We start from the raw sequence: 16,179 nt of genomic DNA, 5'->3' as shown, positions 1-16,179 counted from the left end.
TAACAAGCACAGTCATCGACAGGAGCAGCGTAATGGCCGTTCGCGAAATTCCCATGATCATTGATGGTCAAGCCGTCACTTCCCAGAGCCAGGAGTGGCGTGACGTGGTCAATCCGGCTACCCAGGCAGTGGTGGCCCGAGTGCCCTTTTGTACCCCTGAGGAAGTGGAGCGCGCCATCGCCAGCGCTCAGCAGGCTTTCAAGGAGTGGCGCAAGGTGCCGCAGGGTAAGCGCATGCGCATCATGCTCAAGCTGCAAGCGCTGATTCGGGACAACACCGAGGAGCTGGCCGCACTGATTACCGAAGAGCATGGCAAGACGTTGCCGGACGCTAGAGGCGAGGTTGGCCGCGGCCTTGAGGTCGTTGAGCACGCTTGTTCGATTACCTCGCTTCAACTGGGTGAGGTGGCCGAGAACGCGGCAAGCGAGGTGGATGTTTACACCTTGCATCAGCCGCTGGGCGTGGGGGCGGGCATTACTGCGTTCAACTTTCCCATCATGTTGCCCTGCTTCATGTTTCCGCTGGCGATTGCCACGGGCAATACCTTCGTGCTCAAACCCTCTGAACAGGACCCGAGCTCGACCATGCGCCTGGTCGAGCTGGCCCATGAGGCGGGCGTACCGGCCGGTGTACTGAATGTGGTTCACGGCGGGCCGGAGGTCGCCAACCAGATTGCTGACCACCCCACCATCAAGGCGCTATCGTTTATCGGCTCGAGCCATGTCGGGTCACTTCTGTATAAGCGTGCCGCCGCCGCGGGCAAACGTATGCAGGCGATGATGGGCGCAAAGAATCACTTCGTGGTGATGCCCGATGCCAACCGCAGCCAGGCGATCAATAACCTGCTTGGTTCAGCCTTTGGTGCCGCCGGGCAGCGCTGCATGGCCAACTCGGTAGTGGTGCTGGTGGGCGAGGCGCGTCAGTGGATCGACGATATTGTAGAAGGCGCGCGTAACATGAAAGTGGGGCCCGGCACCCAGGAAGATGCGGACCTGGGGCCGCTGGTGTCGCCTTCGGCAAGAGACCGCGTTGTGCGTCTGATCGATGCCGGCGAGAAAGAGGGGGCCACGCTCAAGGTGGATGGACGTCATTGCCACGTCGAAGGCTATCCAGAGGGCAATTTCGTTGGTCCTACGCTGTTTACCGATGTGCGTGCGGACATGACGATCTACCGTGAAGAGATATTCGGCCCGGTGCTGTGCGTGGTCAATGTCGAGACGCTGGATGAGGCGATTGCCTTTATCAATGAAAACCCCAACGGTAACGGTACGTCGATCTTTACCAACTCGGGCTGGGTAGCGCGCCGGTTCGAAACCGATATTGATGTGGGGCAGGTGGGCATCAATGTGCCGATTCCGGTGCCGGTGGCGTATTTCAGCTTTACCGGCTCGCGCGGCTCCAAGCTGGGTGATCTGGGGCCCAACGGCAAGCAAGCCATTGCATTCTGGACCCAGACCAAGACGGTCACCGCCCGCTGGTTCGAGCCGGAAAACGTGTCCAGCGGTATCAACAGCACCATTTCGTTGAGCTAGGGCGCAGGTCAGCTGCCCAGGGTTCTGGGTGGCTGACCCTTTCACGCCGGTTAGAAATCTCTCAGCAGGCTGACACTCTCTTCCAGCAGCGTTTCAAGCGGCTGAAGCTGGCTTTCGTGCAGTACCAGCAGCGAAGGCGACGCCTTCATGTCCTCTTCTTTACTTAACGGTACCAGCAGCGCGAACTCGCCCTCTTCGAGATGGAATTCATGAATCTCGCGCAGCCCGTGCGGCGTTTGGCACTGGGAGCAGCGGTAGGCATCATCCTCGCCGTACACCAGTCGGTGGTACATCTTGAACAGCGTATAAAGCGCAAGCCCTCCTTCAAAAGCCGGCCAGCGCGCGGGCGTGGTCTGGATATCGTCGGTCAACTCCTGCCCTTCCGCCTGGGCGTCGGCAATCGCGTCGGCAAGCGGCGTGGCCAGAATGGCAGAGTCTTCCGCAGGCAGCGGCGCGTTGTGTTTGGCGGCCTGTTCAAAGTCGATGGCAGCGCGCTTGAAATCGTCAAGCGTATGCAGGGGGTAGTCGACGTGGTGAAGATCCTCCGGCGCGAAGCCGCCGTTTTCCCAGCCGTGAATGACCCTGAGCGTTACATTGCCGCGCGCCATGGGGCGCGCCAGCAGCATGTACAGCATCACGTGAAGATGCAGCTGTCGCTCTTCGGCATCGTTTTCAAAGGCGCGGTAGGGGTCGGCAAAGAGTGCGTTGAGCCGACCTTGGGTATGCTCCTTGGCTTCGGTGTAGGGCATGGCGATATCCTTTATGTGAGCCACTTTCATGGCATGCATGGCATGGCTCTTCTGGTCTGGCCTGAAAAGTGTGGCCGCCTGAAGGTCTGATTTTCACTTGCCCGATGCCACTATTGTATTGACGCTGCAAACTTTTATTAGTTTATGCAAGGTGCTGAGTAATGGATAGCTGAAGTAAGCCGGTTTCCGTTGGTTTATTTGACGCATCGTTTCACCGTACGTTCAACACCTGGCCGGTTGGTCGTTAGCGGCCTCGTTGCGCCAAGGTTTTGACGACCTGAGATTTTTGACTCAGGATACATGCCCGATTAACTGTCGCCAGGGGAGCCACGCATGTGGCTGAGAATGCAGCCTGCAGACCCTGGAACCTGATCCGGTTAGTACCGGCGGAGGAAGTGCGACATGCCATACCTGACGTCAGCCGTGCTGGGCGCGGCGCTTTGCTGTTTTGCTTTTCTGGGCTTGAGAGCCCGCGGGCGCACCGGGTCGCTGGATGACTACGTGACCGCGCGCAACTCACAAACCGGCACCTCGCTGGGGCTTTCGTTCGTGGCGTCCGGCATGGGCGCATGGATTTTATTCGCGCCGCCCGAGATTGGTGCCTTTATAGGCCCGGTGGCGCTGGCTGGCTACGCCCTGGGCTCTGCGCTGCCGCTGGTGGTATTGGGGCTTTACGGGCCTGTGATTCGCCGAGCGCTGCCCGAAGGGCGCAGCATCGCAGAGTTTGCCGAGGCCTGTTACGGGCGTGGCGTGCGCCGCTGGGTCACCTTGGTGTCGGTGGCCTACATGGGGTGCTTTCTGGCCGCTGAGCTGACCGCCATCGGCGCGATTACTGCGCTGCTATCCGATGTGCCGCCTGGCTGGGTCATTATCGGCGTGACGCTGACCACACTGCTTTACACGGTACGCGGCGGGCTGCGGGCAAGCCTTGCCACCGACCGTTGGCAGGCGTGGCTGCTGCTGACACTGCTGATGGCTGTGGTTGGAGTAACGCTTGCATACCTGCCCGCGCTGCCCGAGCCGTCGGCGCTGCCATCGGTGCCCGCCTTCAGCGCGCTAAGCGTGGCGCTCACGCTGGTCATTGCCGTTACCGCGGCCAACTTGTTCCATCAGGGGTATTGGCAGCGGGTGTGGGCGGCGCGCGATGATCGCAGCCTCGGCCAGGGTGCCTGGCTTGGTGGCGTTGTCACTGTGATCGTCATCATGCTGATTGGCAGCCTGGGGATGCTGGCGGCCGCCAGCGGGGTTGGCCTGGGTGAGCCGCCCATGCCGTTTTTCGCCCTGCTGAACCGTGCCCCGGCCTGGATTGGCGTAGTAGCGCTAGTGCTGGCCGTCACGCTGGTGGCCTCGAGTGTGGATACGCTGCAAAGCGGTATTGCCTCACTGCTCTCTTCACGCCGCGCTGAGGCGGGGGCTTCCATTGCCCGGGCGCGGTGGATCACCGTAGCGCTAATGGTGCCGGTCGTGGCAATCGCCTTGCAGGGATTATCGGTGCTGCGGCTTTTCCTGATAGCCGATTTGTTGTGCGCCGCAACGGTCGTGCCGGTGCTGCTTGGCCTGTGGTCGCGCATGACGCCTCTGGCTGCCGTTGCGGGTGGTCTGGCGGGGCTGTTGGGTGCCATTGCTCCGGGCTGGGTGGCTTACGGCGGCCCGGTCGCCGGGGTGGTTGCCGCAAGCTTTCCTGATAGTGTGCCCACACTGGGGCCTTTTTTGGGAGCACTACTGGCCTCTACGGGTATGAGCCTCTTGATTGCTTTATTGGGGTGGCGCCAGCGTATGACGCAGTAAAAACGGTTTAACGCTATGATAAATACAACCAACTGACGCTAGTGTGGAATATTCAATGAGTTGTCCCATACCGCCTAACGAAAAGGCCCGCCTGGCAGCGCTTTACGAGCTTGCGCTGCTCGATACGCCGAATGAGCCGGTATTTGATCGTATCACTCGGCTGGCGACCAAGCTGTTGAGCGTGCCGGTTGCCACGGTGTCCTTGATGGATGCCAAACGGCAGTGGTTCAAGGCGCGACTGGGACTGAGTATGCGTGAGGTGCCTCGAGATATCGCCTTTTGTGCCTATCCGGTAATGGAGGCAGCGCCGTTGATTGTGGAGGACGCTTGCAAGGATAGTCGCTTTGCGCAGAACCCGTTGGTGACCGAATCTCAGGGGATACGCTTTTATGCAGGTATACCGCTGAAGAACTCTCAAGGGCTGGTGCTGGGCACACTGTGCGTGACAGATACCCGGCCCCGGGAGCTGAGTGAGATGGACTTCAAGGCGCTGCTCGATCTGGCCGATATCGTGACCGACGAGATTAAGCTGCGCGAGCGTGTGGTTCGTGAGCAGAAAGAGAAGGAGGCTTCCCAGCGGGCGCTGAGCAAGCTTCATCATAGTCTCGAGGCGCAGATCGAGCAGCGCACCCACGAATTGAGGCTGGTGATCGAAACCGCCTACGATGGCTATGCCAGTATTGATGCCCACAACCGCGTGCTGGACTGGAACCTGGCGGCAGCGACCATGTTTGGCTGGACGCGCGATGAGGCGCTGGGCCAGCCCATCAGTACGCTGATGCTGCCTGACGGGGTGCCGTCTGACGCGGAAAAAGCGCCGGTGACTACTCAGGCAACCCGCCGAGATGGCGGTCTACTGCCCGTTGAAGTTCGCTGCAAGTCGCTCGCTTTTCATGACCGTCAGTGGCGCAGTCTGTTCATTCACGATATCAGCGAGCGTCAGCAGCTGGAGCGGTTACGCGACCAGCAGGCCCGTGAGGATGTGCTCACCAAGCTTGCCAACCGCCGTGCGCTTGATGAGCGGCTGCCCGAGGCCATGGCCCGCGCTCGGCGCTTGAAAAAGCCGTTGGCGGTGCTGTTTCTGGATCTGGATGGCTTCAAGAGAGTCAACGACAATTACGGCCACGGCGTAGGTGATGAACTGTTGCGTGAAGTGGCCAAGCGCTTGACTGCCTCGGCGCGCGAGACGGACTTCGTGGCCCGCTGGGCAGGCGACGAGTTCGTGTTGATTCTGGAAGGCGTCGAGCCGGAGGCGATCACGCCGCTGGCGCAAAAGATTATCCGTCGGGTAGAGCAGCCGCTGACCATGGGGGAGGCGACTCTTGCGATAAGCACAAGCATCGGCGTTGCCATGTACCTGCCCGATGCCCCTGAAACGGCACAGCAGCTGGTCAAGCGCGCTGACGTTGCCATGTACGAAGCGAAACGGGCCGGCAAGGCACAGGTGCGCATCGCCTAGCCTATTACGTTAAACAGGGACGACTATGATTCGCAGTATTCTGACCACGCCCGATGGAAGCATCCGGGAAGGTAATGAACAGCTGTTCGAGCAGTGGCAGGTAGAGCCGGATAGCCACATCTGGATCGATATGCAGGGGGAGTCGGACGAGCGCGTGCAGCAGCTGCTCGAGGGTTTCGAGTGCCACCCGATGGCCATTCAGGATGCCCAGAAAGAGCGCCATCCGCCCAAGATAGAAGAGTTTGAAAATCATACGCTGATCATCTATCGCGGCATTTCATCCTTCGATGCCAAGCTCAACTTCGTCCCCCAGCAGGTGTGCTTCTTTATTGGCGAGCGTTTTCTCGTGACTCTGCACGCAGGAGTGGCCATGAGTATTGACCGGCTGTTTGGTGAAAGCGGCCGTGCGTTGCTTGTGCATTCACCCCAGCATGTCGCGCTGAAAGTGATGTACACCTCGGCGGGCTACTATATCGACAGTCTGCTGGAGTTCGAGGAAGAGCTCAGCGACCTGGAAGACGAGCTGTTGGATAACGGCAACGACGTACTGATGCGCAAGATCACCGCTTACCGTTCCCGGCTGGTCAAGATGCGCCGCGTCTTCAGCTATCACAAGGGCATTACCCAGGAACTGACGGCCTACGACTATAACCACCTGCCGAGAGAAGACAGCGAGACGCTGCACGCGATTACCGATGTGGCCGAGCGCTTTGAGCGCCTCTATACGCTGACCCAGATGTATTACGACATCTGCGGCGATCTGGTGGATGGCTACATCTCCATCTCCTCGCACCAGTTGAACATCACCATGCGGGTATTGACGGTCATCACCGCCATTTTCGTGCCGTTGACCTTCATTGCGGGTATCTACGGCATGAACTTCGAGTACATGCCCGAGCTTGGCTATCGCTACGGCTACTTCTTCGTGTGGGGCGTCATGATCGGGATCGGCGCGGCGCTGATCTGGCTGTTCCGGCGCAAGGGCTGGTTCTAGGCAAAGGCAGGCGGCAGGGCGCCAGGGCTTAAGCGATTAGCCGTTTGAGCCGCGCCGGGAGTTTGTTATGGTCGGGTAGTGGTTTCATTCCTTTACCAAGGAGACTGCCAATGGCCGATGCTGCTTTTGACGTTCCTGCCACCATGGCCGCCATGCTGCTGACCGGGCATGGCGATGTCGAGACGCTGCACTACCGTGAAGACGTCAAGACACCCACCCCCGGCCCGGGCGAAGTGCTGGTGCAGGTCACCGCCACGGCAAAGAACAACACCGACCGCAAGGCCCGCGAAGGGCTTTACCCGACCAGAGAGAAGGGCGAAGTAACGTCCTTCGCTATGGGCAAGGCGCCTACACTGACGTTCCCGCGTATTCAAGGCGCAGACGTGGCTGGCCGCGTGGTGGCGGTCGGTAAGGGGGTGGAGATCGCCCGCATCGGCGAACGTGGTCTGCTCGATTTCAATATCTACGCCGACGACCGGCGTACGATCAACCTGACCCCTGATTACTACGGCCACGGCGCCGACGGCGGCTATGCCGAATATACTGCCGTGCCCGCCGATCAGTTTCACGCGATACCCAATCCCGAACTGCGTGACGCGGAGCTTGCCGCCATGGGCATGTGCTCGTATCAGACCGCCTACCATATGCTGACGTCTGCCGGCGTAGCGGCGGGGGAGCGTGTGCTGGTCAGCGGCGCCAGCGGCGGCGTGGGCACCGCGCTTGTTCAACTGTGCCGCATCATTGGGGCAATTCCTTACGCGGTCAGCCAGCCGGACAAGACTGACGGCCTGCTTGCGCTGGGTGCCGAGGCGGTGATTGACCGAGGCGATCTGCCAAGCCTTGTTGATCGTGTGCTCGAGGTCACCCATGGCCTGCCCATTGATGCGGTCATGGATCTGGTAGGCGGTGAGATGACCGATCGGTTCATCGATACCATGATCGTGGACATGCAGGCACGCCAGACCTACCCGCGGCTCTCCATTGCCGGCGCCAGCGGCGGCAACCTCAGCGAAATCATGTGGACGCGTATCTATCTCTACCAGGTGCAGATATTCGGTGTTTCCCACGGCACGCGTGAAGAGGCTGAACAGCTGATTGCCTGGATTCGCAGTGGCGAGCTCAAGCCGGTACTGCACGCCGCCTTCAAGCTTTCCGAGCTGCACGCCGCCGAGCGCTACTTCGTCAACCGGGGCAGCAACTTTCTGGGCAAGATCGTGATTGTACCGGACGCCCAGTGGGGTGCCCACGGCGCAGCCTTTGCCCTTGCACAGGAGCCTCGCCCGTGAAGCATATCCATACCCTTCAATTGATGGATACCCATGCCGGTGGCGATGTCAGCCGAATCGTGACCGGCGGCATCGACGCGCTGCCGGGTGCCACGGTGCGCCAAAAGATGGAGTACCTGCGCGACGATGCCGACGGCCTGCGCCGGCTGCTGCTTGAAGAGCCCTATGGCATTCCAGAAATGTCGGTTGACCTGCTGGTGCCCGCCACGCACCCGGAAGCGGCGGCGGGTTACATCATCATGGAAGTGATGGGTTACCCGATCTATTCGGGCTCAAACACGCTGTGCACTGCGACTGCCGTGCTTGAGTGCGGCATCGTGGCCAAGCAGGAAGGTGTCCAGCGGTTTGCCCTGGAAGCCCCGGCAGGGCTTGTGCAGATCGAGGCGCGGGTACGTAATGGCGTGGTTGAATCAGTCACCTGTGAAGGTCTGCCCAGCTACATCGATACCTACCGCAATACCCTTCATGTGCCAGGGTTTGGTGAGGTGACCTACTCGGTAGCTTACAGCGGTGGGTTCTACGCGCTGGTGGATGCCACTGAACTTGGGTTCAAGCTGACCCGTGATGAAGAGCAGGCGCTTTCGGCCTGCGCCTACAAGATCGTCGAGGCCATCAAGGCCCGGCGCGGCTTTTCCCACTATACGCTGGGCGATGTGGGGCCCTTGCCATTTCTGCATTTCATGGGGCCTGAAGAGCAGGTGGCCGAAGGCTACGTGCGCTCGCGCTCGACCACTTACGTGCATCCGGGCGTCATCTGCCGCAGTACCACGGGAACGGGCACTTCGGCGCGGCTGGCACTGATGAATTACGAAGGTCGCCTCAACGTGGGCGACAAGCTTGAAACGATATCACTGCGTGAAACCGGATTTATCGGCACCTGTACCGGTATCCGTCAGGAGGGCGCTTATCAGGTGGTGGAAAATACCATTACCGGGCGCAGCTACGTGCTGGCCCAATCTGAAATCGTCATCAACTGCGATGACCCGCTGGTGGCCTGTGGCGAGCTGCACCCTATCCTGAGCGATCGGCATCTCGCCTGAGCAGTCTAGGAAGAGGTGACCTTGCCGCGCAGCGACTTGATCTTGCCCTTGCGCGTCTTGTGATCGACCCGGCGGCGCTGGGAACCCTTGGTCGGCTTCGTCGGGCGGCGCACCTTCTGCTGGCGGGTGGCGCTGACGATAAGCTCCTTGAGGCGTGCCAGGGCATCTTCCTTGTTAAGCTCCAGCGTACGGTAGCTTTGCGCCTTGATGATCACCACGCCTTCCTTGCTGATGCGCTGATCGTTGAGCGTCATCAGGCGCTCCTTGTAGAACACAGGAAGCGTGGAGCGCTGAATGTCAAAGCGCAGGTGAACCGCCGAAGCGACCTTGTTGACGTTCTGGCCACCCGCGCCCTGAGCGCGAATCTGGCTGATGTCGATTTCCCAATCTGCCAGGGCTACATGGCTGGAAATAGTGAGCATCCGGTCCTCAATGTTACGCGTGAGCTTATAGGCTAGCACATGGCGGCTCCCCTGACGCCTCAGGCGGTAAGGCTTGCGACCGGTTCCCCGTTGATGAAGGCGATCAGGTTGGTAAAGGCATCGCCAAAGTAGAGCTCGTAACCATCCTGCTCCACGTAACCCAGATGCGGCGTTGCCACACAGTTGGGCAGAGTCAGCAACGGATCGTGAGGCGCAGGCTCCTCTTCGAAGACATCCACCGCCGCCCGACCGGGCCGGCCCGCCTTGAGGGCGTTGAAGAGTGCGCCGGAAGCCACCAGCGGGGCGCGGCTGGTGTTGACCAGAAGCGCCTCGGGTTTCATCAAGGCCAGGTGCTCAGCCGTGACGATGCCCCGGGTGTCGCTATTCAAACGTAGATGCAGGCTGAGCACATCGGCGCTTTGAAACAGGTCCTCCTGGCTCTGCGCCACGCGCAGGCCGTCTTCCAGGGCGCGTTGACGGGTGCCTTCGCGCCCCCAGACCAGCACGTCCATCTCAAACGCCTTGCCGTAACGGGCGACCAGGCTACCGATTTTACCGTAGCCGAAAATGCCCAGCGTTCGGCCTTTAAGCCCGGTGCCGAGTGTGCGCTGCCAGCCGCCCGCCTTGAGGTTGGCGACTTCTTGCGGCAGGTGACGCATTGCCGAAAGAATCAACCCCCAGGTCAACTCGGCTGCGGCGTAGGGCGACCCACGGCCGGTCATGACGGTAATGCCTCGGCGGCGACAGGCGTCGAGGTCCACATGCGCGGCACCGCCGCCGGTCTGGCTGATTACCTTCAGGTTGGGCAGGCGTTCTAAAAGTTCTGCGGTAATGGGCGTGCGTTCACGAATCAGCACCAGCGCCTCGGCAGGCTGAAAGCGCGCCACCAGGGCATCCAGGTCGGTCAGCGTGTCGTTATAGATCGTCACATCGTGACCCTTGAGTAGATCGAACGCCGCCAGATGGCGGACGCAATCCTGGTAGTCGTCTGAAATGACAATGTTCATCAGCCGCTCCTTATGGGCAACATGGGTGGGCACGTTATACAGTGATACTACCTTCTCAACCGGCAAACAGGGAGCGCTACATGAGCGACTATCTTCTGGAGGAATCACCGCTAAGCGCCGGTGTCATCTACCGGCTGCTCTCGGGAAGCATCTGCCCCCGGCCCATCGCCTGGGTGGCGACACAGGATCTGCGCGGCAATGCCAATCTGGCGCCGTTTTCGTTCTTCAACGTGGCAAGCGTCAACCCGCCAGTGCTTGCCATCGCACCGCTGCTCAACGGCGATGCCCAACCCAAGGATACCGTGCGCAACCTTGAAGAGCTGCCCGAGTGCGTGGTGCATGTTGGCAGCGAAGCGCTGGTGGAGGCGCTCAACACGACCAGTGCCAGTTTGCCCCGGGGAGAAGACGAGTTTGCCTTGGCGGGTCTTGAAAAAGCGGTCATGCCCGGCGTCTGCGTGCCGCGAATTGCCGATGCGCCGGTAGCCTTTGGTTGCAGGCTTTATGACCTGATCCGCTTTGGCGACCAGCCGCTGGCGGGCACCCTGGTGCTGGCGCAGGTTATCTCGATTCATATCGATGACCACTTATGGGATGGCCGCCATGTGGATATCGACGTGTTGAACCCAGTAGGCCGCCTGGCAGGAAGCGACTATGTGCGTGCGACCGACCGCTTTGCCATTGAGCGGCCAGCGTAAGACGAACGTTGCCATGATGCGGGCAAATTTCTTTGCGGGGTTGATTTATGCCCGCGCTGCCTGCACTCATTGATGGGTAGCCATACAGGCCAGTCGAACGATGAGCAGCATTCACAAGGAGGCAAGATGACCACATTAGTGATAGGTGCCAATGGACAGATCGGCAAACAGTTCTGCGAACTTGCCCAGCAGGCCGGTGAACCCGTCAAGGCGATGATTCGCGAGCAAAGCCAGGCCAAATGGTTTGAAGAGCGCCATATTCCGACGGTAGTGGCCGATCTCGAAGGGGAGCTTGAGCATGCGTTTGATGGTTGCGACAGCGTGGTATTTACCGCCGGTTCAGGCCCGCACACCGGTCCTGATAAAACCCTCATGATCGACCTGTTGGGTGCCATTCGCACAGCCGATATTGCCAAACACAAAGGCCTCAAGCGCTATATCATGGTCAGCGCCATGCGCGCCGAGCAGCCGTTGGAAGCCACGGAAAAGATGCGCCCCTACATGGCCGCCAAATTTGCCGCCGATGCGCACCTGCGTCAAAGCGGCGTTCCCTACGTGATCCTGAAGCCTGGTAGGCTGACCGATGACGCCGCCAGCCAGCGCTTAGCAGATTCCGTTGAAGAGGCCGGGGACAATCAGATCTCTCGGGCCAACGTTGCCCACGCGCTGCTCTACACGTTACAGAATCCTGCCATCATCAATCAGGAGTATCTCCTGCTGGACGGCGAGCGCGCCATCGATGACATCATCGCCTGAGCTGCCCAGTCATGTACTGCCCGATGGGGTGCCGGTCGGTATCATTGCCGATACCCATGGCCTGTTACGTGAAGAAGCCCTCACCTGCCTTGGCGGGTGCGGGCTGATTCTGCACCTGGGTGATGTCGGGCAGAAGGCGGAGGATGAGGAAATGCTGTCTCATCTGGCAGCCATCGCGCCGCTCTACACTGTCAGGGGCAATATCGATACCGCCCCTTGGGCCGAGGAGCTGCCCATGACGCAAACGCTGACGGTCAACGGTTGGCGGCTGCACCTGGTGCACCGTCTTGAAGATTTCGACGCTGCCACGCCTTGCGATGTGATACTTCACGGCCACTCCCACAAGCCGCGCAACGAATGGCAAGGCGAAAGACTGCTGTTCAACCCCGGGGCGGCGGGCAAGCGCCGTTTCAAGCTCCCCATTACGGTGGGCAAGCTGTGGCTCGGAGACGCGGGAATCAGGCGCGCCATCCTTCATCTACCCATATAATCCAGCCGTTCGCCATTCAGTAGGAGGGCCTCATGCCCGCATCCGTGCCGCTAGCCGACGCCATTCGCCAACTCTTGGCCACTGCTCCCGAGAGCACCTTGCCGATGACCTATCAGCAGGTCGCACAGCGACTTGATTTAACCCCACCGCGAACGATTCAGCGGGTGGCTCAAGCGCTTGAACAACTGATGCGCGAGGACGCGGCGTCTCGTCAGCCGTTGATGGCTGCACTGGTGGTAAGCAGGCGCGGCGAGCCTCTACCGGCAGCGGGTTTTTTTGAGCTGGCGGTGGCACTTGGACGCTTTCCCGATGACCCTTCACGTCACGCGGCCGCCTACCGTGCGGAATACGCTCAGGCGCTTGCCTCGCGTTAGCTCACGAGGATTTGCGCAGCGGGTCGAGAAGAGCGCTCAGCCCGTTATGGTCAATTTCGTGCATCAGGTGGAGCAGTTGACCAATCTCGCCGGAGGGGAACCCTTCCCGTGCAAACCAGTTGAGATAGGGCCCTGGCAGGTCAGCAATCAGCCAGCCTTGGTATTTACCGTAAGGCATTGTTTGGACAACCAGTTTTTCCAGATCTTCAGGTCTCATGCCTCACTTTCCTTTGCGCTTGTCTATCATGCTGGTTTCCGAAAAGCAGTAATCTTGTTAGACTTTCGTCGACATATAATACCCCCTCGATACCGGGCTTTCATCGCTCCGGTAAGTTTTTTCGTATCGTCAGGATATGACATGCATAAACGTTTAAGTTTTTTACTCTGTTCACCGCTTCTGGCGATGGCAGCGATGCCCGTTTCGGCGGATGAGCCGGTTGACGTTGTATTGATTGGTGGCGGCATCATGAGCGCCACGCTGGGTACCTATCTTCAGGAGCTGGAACCCGAGTGGGACATTCATCTTTATGAGCGTCTGGGTCAGGTAGCCGACGAGAGCTCCAACGCCTGGAACAATGCGGGCAGCGGTCACTCTGCCTTCATGGAAATGAACTATACGCCTGGCGACGGCAACCACGTTGAAATCGAGCGCGCGGTGAACGTGACCGAGCAGTTCGAGCTTTCCCGCCAGTTCTGGGCGCACCAGGTCGACCAGGGTATCCTGAGCAACCCGGCTGAATTTATCAACACGGTACCCCACCATGCGCTGGTATGGGGCGAGGACGATGTTGCCTTCCTGCGCGAGCGCTATGCGCGCATGACCGAGAACCCGCTGTACGAAGGCATGGAGTATTCAGAGGATCGTGAAGAGATCGCTGAGTGGATGCCGTTGGTGATGGCTGGCCGTGATGAAGATACCCCGGTAGCTGCGACCCGCATGCAGATGGGTACCGAGGTCAACTACGGCGCCCAGACCCGTCAGATGATTGAAGCGCTCGGCGATAGCGACAACTTCACGCTGTCACTCAACAGTGAAGTGCGTGGCCTTGAGCGCAACGATGACGACAGCTGGCACGTCACGGTCAAGAACCTTGAAAGCGGTGATGAAACAAGCATCGACGCGCGCTTTGTCTTTATCGGTGCCGGCGGTGCGGCACTGCCGCTGCTGCAGGAAGCCGGTATTCCTGAAGCCGATGCCTACGCCGGTTTCCCGGTGGGTGGCCAGTTTCTGTACACCACCAATCCTGATGTCGTAGCCCAGCATCAGATCAAGGTATATGCCAAGGCCGGTGAAGGTTCTCCGCCGATGTCGGTGCCGCATATGGACTTTCGTAACCTGGATGGCGAGCCGGCCCTGTTCTTTGGCCCGTTTGCCACCTTCTCGAGCAAGTTCCTGAAAGAGGGCTCCTGGACCGACCTGTTTGGTTCCATCACGTTCAACAACGTATGGCCGACCGCTCAGGTAGGTATGCACAACTTCAACCTGGTGCGCTACCTGATAGGCCAGGTAATGATGTCCGATGACGACCGCTTTGAGGCGCTGCAGGACTTCTATCCACAAGCGAATCCCGATGACTGGACGCTGTGGACCGCCGGCCAGCGTGTTCAGATCATCAAGAATGACCCGGACGAGGGTGGCAAGCTTCAGTTCGGTACCGAAGTGGTCAGCGCTGAAGACGGCTCCATTGCCGCACTTTTGGGTGCATCGCCGGGGGCTTCTACCTCGCCGACCATCATGCTGCGTCTACTGGAAAACGTATTCGCCGAGCAGGTAGCAAGCGACGAGTGGCAGGAAAAACTGCTTGAGATCGTGCCGTCTTACGGCCAGCGTCTGTCGGAGAACCCCGAGCTTTTACGCGAAATGCGTGCTTATACGGCGCAAACGCTGGCCTTGAATGAGCCAATGAATTCAGTAGAGCAGGACACTGACGCATTGACGGAAGTGGAAAATGCCGAGCCTGAATCAGAAGCTACCGACGCCGGCAGTGAAAGCAGTGCCGAGCAGGGCGCGGCTGAAAGCGAAGCTCAGAACGACGAAGCAGAAGAAGTCGCCCTGTAAGGCGACGAAGGCCCGGGTTGGCAACGACCCGTGTCAATGGATGTAACGTGTAAAAACGCCAGCCCTTTACGGGGCTGGCGTTTTTTTACAGGTCGGTTCTGGCGGCCTCGCAGATAAACTGGGCAAGTGCCCGGGCCGGTTCGCTTAACTGACTGCTTGCCCGGTGTATCAGGCCAACATCACGATGAAAGGTGTGCACGCCCAGATTCACTGCGCGTACCGTGGCAGGCCAGGGCTGAAGCGCGGCCACCTGGGGCACCAGGGCGATACCCACCCCATGAGCCACGAGTTGGATAATGGTATCCAGCTCGTCCACTTCGCATATCTCCTTCACTTGAACATGATGGCCGCGTAGAAAGCGGTCTACCTGACGCCCCCCGAAAGATGAGCGGTCGTAGCGCACGAAGGGTTCACGGCCAAGCAGCTCACGCCAGTCATCACCTTCAACAGCGGCCGGAACCATCAGGCGAAAAGGTTCATGGGCCAGCGGTGTCCAGCGCAGGTCGCTGTGCAGCGTGAATGAGGGGCGAATGATGGCCGCCATATCAAGCTCGCCGGCATCCACCTGATTGACCAGCGCCATGGAAAGCCCGGGCAGTACCCGCGTGCGGCAGCCTGGGTAAGCATGATGAAAGCGCGCCAGCGCCTCGGGTAACAGCGAGCGTTGAATAGAGGCAATGGCGCCAATAGTGACTGGAGTCATTGCCTGCATGTCGGTATTGGCTTCCCCCAGGTTCCGGTAAAGCGCCAGCAGGGTATGGGCCTGTTGCAGCACCTCCTGACCCTGCGGCGTCAGCGCCGCCGAACGGCCCTTGCGAACGAACAGGGCAACATTCAGCGCCTCTTCAAGGCGCTTCATCTGGGCGCTGACCGCGGCCTGGGTCAAGCCGATCTTGTGCGCGGCAGCGGCGAAGGTGCCTTCCTGGGCAACGGCAGTAAGGGTTTTCAACTCGCGTATCATTGATAAATAGTTTTTGTGGGTTGGCGAAAAATATATTGATTTTATTTTCCCATGGCCCGGCCTAGGATGGCTATCACTACCGGCTGGCCGCCGCTAGCCACCTTACAATGACCGTGCAGGAGATCACCATGAGCCTTTCCCCGTTCCATCTGGCCATCCCCGTTTACGATGTGGCGCTGGCCCGCGCGTTCTATAACGACGTATTCGGCCTGGAAGAAGGGCGTTCCAGCGAGAACTGGGTCGACTTCAATTTCTTCGGCCATCAGCTGGTCATTCACGGCCACCCGAAAACGCCCGGCCAGGAGAGCGCCCACACCAACCCGGTGGACGGCCACGACGTGCCGGTGCCGCACTTTGGCGTGCTACTGGAGTGGGATGAGTGGGAAGCACTCGCCGAGCGCTTGAAAGCGCAGGGCATCGAGTTCGTGATCGAGCCTTACGTGCGCTTCAAGGGGCAGGTGGGCGAGCAGGCCACCATGTTCCTGCTCGACCCCTGCGGTAACGCGCTGGAGTTCAAGGCATTCAAGGACAAGAGCCAGATCTTTGCCAAGTAAGTTCGCCAAGTAA

17 protein-coding genes and 1 riboswitch are annotated in these 16,179 nt (G+C 59.7%); of the genes, 12 read left to right on the top strand and 5 right to left on the bottom strand.

Annotated features, from left to right (window positions below):
• Positions 1-32 precede the first annotated feature (32 nt).
• Positions 33-1,532, top strand: a complete 1,500-nt coding sequence (locus B0H98_RS02600; protein WP_106373495.1) for a CoA-acylating methylmalonate-semialdehyde dehydrogenase — start codon at positions 33-35, stop codon at positions 1,530-1,532.
• A 50-nt stretch (positions 1,533-1,582) separates the two neighbouring features.
• Here the strand turns inward: B0H98_RS02600 and B0H98_RS02595 are convergent, their stop codons facing one another.
• Complete coding sequence (locus B0H98_RS02595; protein ID WP_106373870.1) at positions 1,583-2,281, bottom strand: hypothetical protein; 699 nt, start codon at positions 2,279-2,281, stop codon at positions 1,583-1,585.
• A 310-nt stretch (positions 2,282-2,591) separates the two neighbouring features.
• Positions 2,592-2,694, top strand: a riboswitch (TPP riboswitch).
• On the opposite strand from B0H98_RS02595, the gene B0H98_RS02590 reads away from it, so the two are divergent.
• The 5 genes from B0H98_RS02590 to B0H98_RS02570 all read left to right on the top strand — a co-directional run bounded on the left by B0H98_RS02590 (position 2,684) and on the right by B0H98_RS02570 (position 8,848).
• Complete coding sequence (locus B0H98_RS02590) at positions 2,684-4,069, top strand: sodium:solute symporter family transporter (protein ID WP_106373494.1); 1,386 nt, start codon at positions 2,684-2,686, stop codon at positions 4,067-4,069. It overlaps the preceding riboswitch by 11 nt.
• Before the next feature lie 55 nt (positions 4,070-4,124).
• Entirely contained in the window at positions 4,125-5,528 is a 1,404-nt protein-coding gene (locus tag B0H98_RS02585; protein WP_106373493.1) for a diguanylate cyclase domain-containing protein, read from the top strand.
• Between the two features lie 25 nt (positions 5,529-5,553).
• Positions 5,554-6,522, top strand: coding sequence for a magnesium/cobalt transporter CorA (gene corA, locus B0H98_RS02580; RefSeq protein ID WP_106373492.1), 969 nt, complete (start codon positions 5,554-5,556; stop codon positions 6,520-6,522).
• Between the two features lie 110 nt (positions 6,523-6,632).
• Positions 6,633-7,808 (top strand): alcohol dehydrogenase catalytic domain-containing protein, encoded by a 1,176-nt coding sequence (locus tag B0H98_RS02575; RefSeq protein WP_106373491.1) that lies wholly within the window; start codon positions 6,633-6,635, stop codon positions 7,806-7,808.
• A complete protein-coding gene (locus tag B0H98_RS02570) occupies positions 7,805-8,848 on the top strand; it encodes a proline racemase family protein (protein WP_106373490.1) in 1,044 nt (347 codons plus the stop codon). The genes B0H98_RS02575 and B0H98_RS02570 overlap by 4 nt, the downstream gene beginning before the upstream one ends.
• A 5-nt stretch (positions 8,849-8,853) precedes the next feature.
• Here the strand turns inward: B0H98_RS02570 and arfB are convergent, their stop codons facing one another.
• On the bottom strand, positions 8,854-9,270 hold the full coding sequence (arfB, locus tag B0H98_RS02565; protein WP_106373489.1) for an alternative ribosome rescue aminoacyl-tRNA hydrolase ArfB: 417 nt from the start codon (positions 9,268-9,270) through the stop codon (positions 8,854-8,856).
• Positions 9,271-9,329: 59 nt separating this feature from the next.
• On the bottom strand, positions 9,330-10,277 hold the full coding sequence (locus B0H98_RS02560) for a D-2-hydroxyacid dehydrogenase family protein (RefSeq protein WP_106373488.1): 948 nt from the start codon (positions 10,275-10,277) through the stop codon (positions 9,330-9,332).
• Positions 10,278-10,357: 80 nt separating this feature from the next.
• Between B0H98_RS02560 and B0H98_RS02555 the strand changes: the two genes are divergently transcribed.
• The 4 genes from B0H98_RS02555 to B0H98_RS02540 all read left to right on the top strand — a co-directional run bounded on the left by B0H98_RS02555 (position 10,358) and on the right by B0H98_RS02540 (position 12,592).
• Complete coding sequence (locus tag B0H98_RS02555; protein ID WP_106373487.1) at positions 10,358-10,972, top strand: flavin reductase family protein; 615 nt, start codon at positions 10,358-10,360, stop codon at positions 10,970-10,972.
• A 126-nt stretch (positions 10,973-11,098) separates the two neighbouring features.
• A complete protein-coding gene (locus B0H98_RS02550; protein ID WP_106373486.1) occupies positions 11,099-11,728 on the top strand; it encodes an SDR family oxidoreductase in 630 nt (209 codons plus the stop codon).
• On the top strand, positions 11,712-12,218 hold the full coding sequence (locus B0H98_RS02545; RefSeq protein WP_106373485.1) for a metallophosphoesterase family protein: 507 nt from the start codon (positions 11,712-11,714) through the stop codon (positions 12,216-12,218). The genes B0H98_RS02550 and B0H98_RS02545 overlap by 17 nt, the downstream gene beginning before the upstream one ends.
• Positions 12,219-12,250: 32 nt before the next feature.
• Positions 12,251-12,592: a hypothetical protein gene (locus B0H98_RS02540; RefSeq protein ID WP_106373484.1), complete on the top strand. Its 342-nt coding sequence runs from the start codon at positions 12,251-12,253 to the stop codon at positions 12,590-12,592.
• Position 12,593: 1 nt separating this feature from the next.
• Here the strand turns inward: B0H98_RS02540 and B0H98_RS02535 are convergent, their stop codons facing one another.
• Positions 12,594-12,809: a DUF3820 family protein gene (locus B0H98_RS02535; RefSeq protein WP_106373483.1), complete on the bottom strand. Its 216-nt coding sequence runs from the start codon at positions 12,807-12,809 to the stop codon at positions 12,594-12,596.
• Positions 12,810-12,950: 141 nt separating this feature from the next.
• Here B0H98_RS02535 and mqo point away from each other — a divergent pair, with 141 nt between their 5' ends.
• Entirely contained in the window at positions 12,951-14,651 is a 1,701-nt protein-coding gene (mqo, locus tag B0H98_RS02530; RefSeq protein ID WP_106373482.1) for a malate dehydrogenase (quinone), read from the top strand.
• Positions 14,652-14,736: 85 nt separating this feature from the next.
• On the opposite strand, the gene B0H98_RS02525 is transcribed toward mqo, so the two are convergent.
• A complete protein-coding gene (locus B0H98_RS02525) occupies positions 14,737-15,600 on the bottom strand; it encodes a LysR family transcriptional regulator (protein WP_340162372.1) in 864 nt (287 codons plus the stop codon).
• Between the two features lie 140 nt (positions 15,601-15,740).
• On the opposite strand from B0H98_RS02525, the gene B0H98_RS02520 reads away from it, so the two are divergent.
• Positions 15,741-16,166: a VOC family protein gene (locus B0H98_RS02520; RefSeq protein ID WP_106373480.1), complete on the top strand. Its 426-nt coding sequence runs from the start codon at positions 15,741-15,743 to the stop codon at positions 16,164-16,166.
• Positions 16,167-16,179: the final 13 nt, after the last annotated feature.

This window comes from Vreelandella songnenensis (genome assembly GCF_003002925.1).
Lineage (GTDB): Bacteria > Pseudomonadota > Gammaproteobacteria > Pseudomonadales > Halomonadaceae > Vreelandella > Vreelandella songnenensis.
The sequence above is the reverse complement of the archived record's forward strand: the minus strand, read 5'-3'. Positions and strand labels throughout refer to the sequence as shown.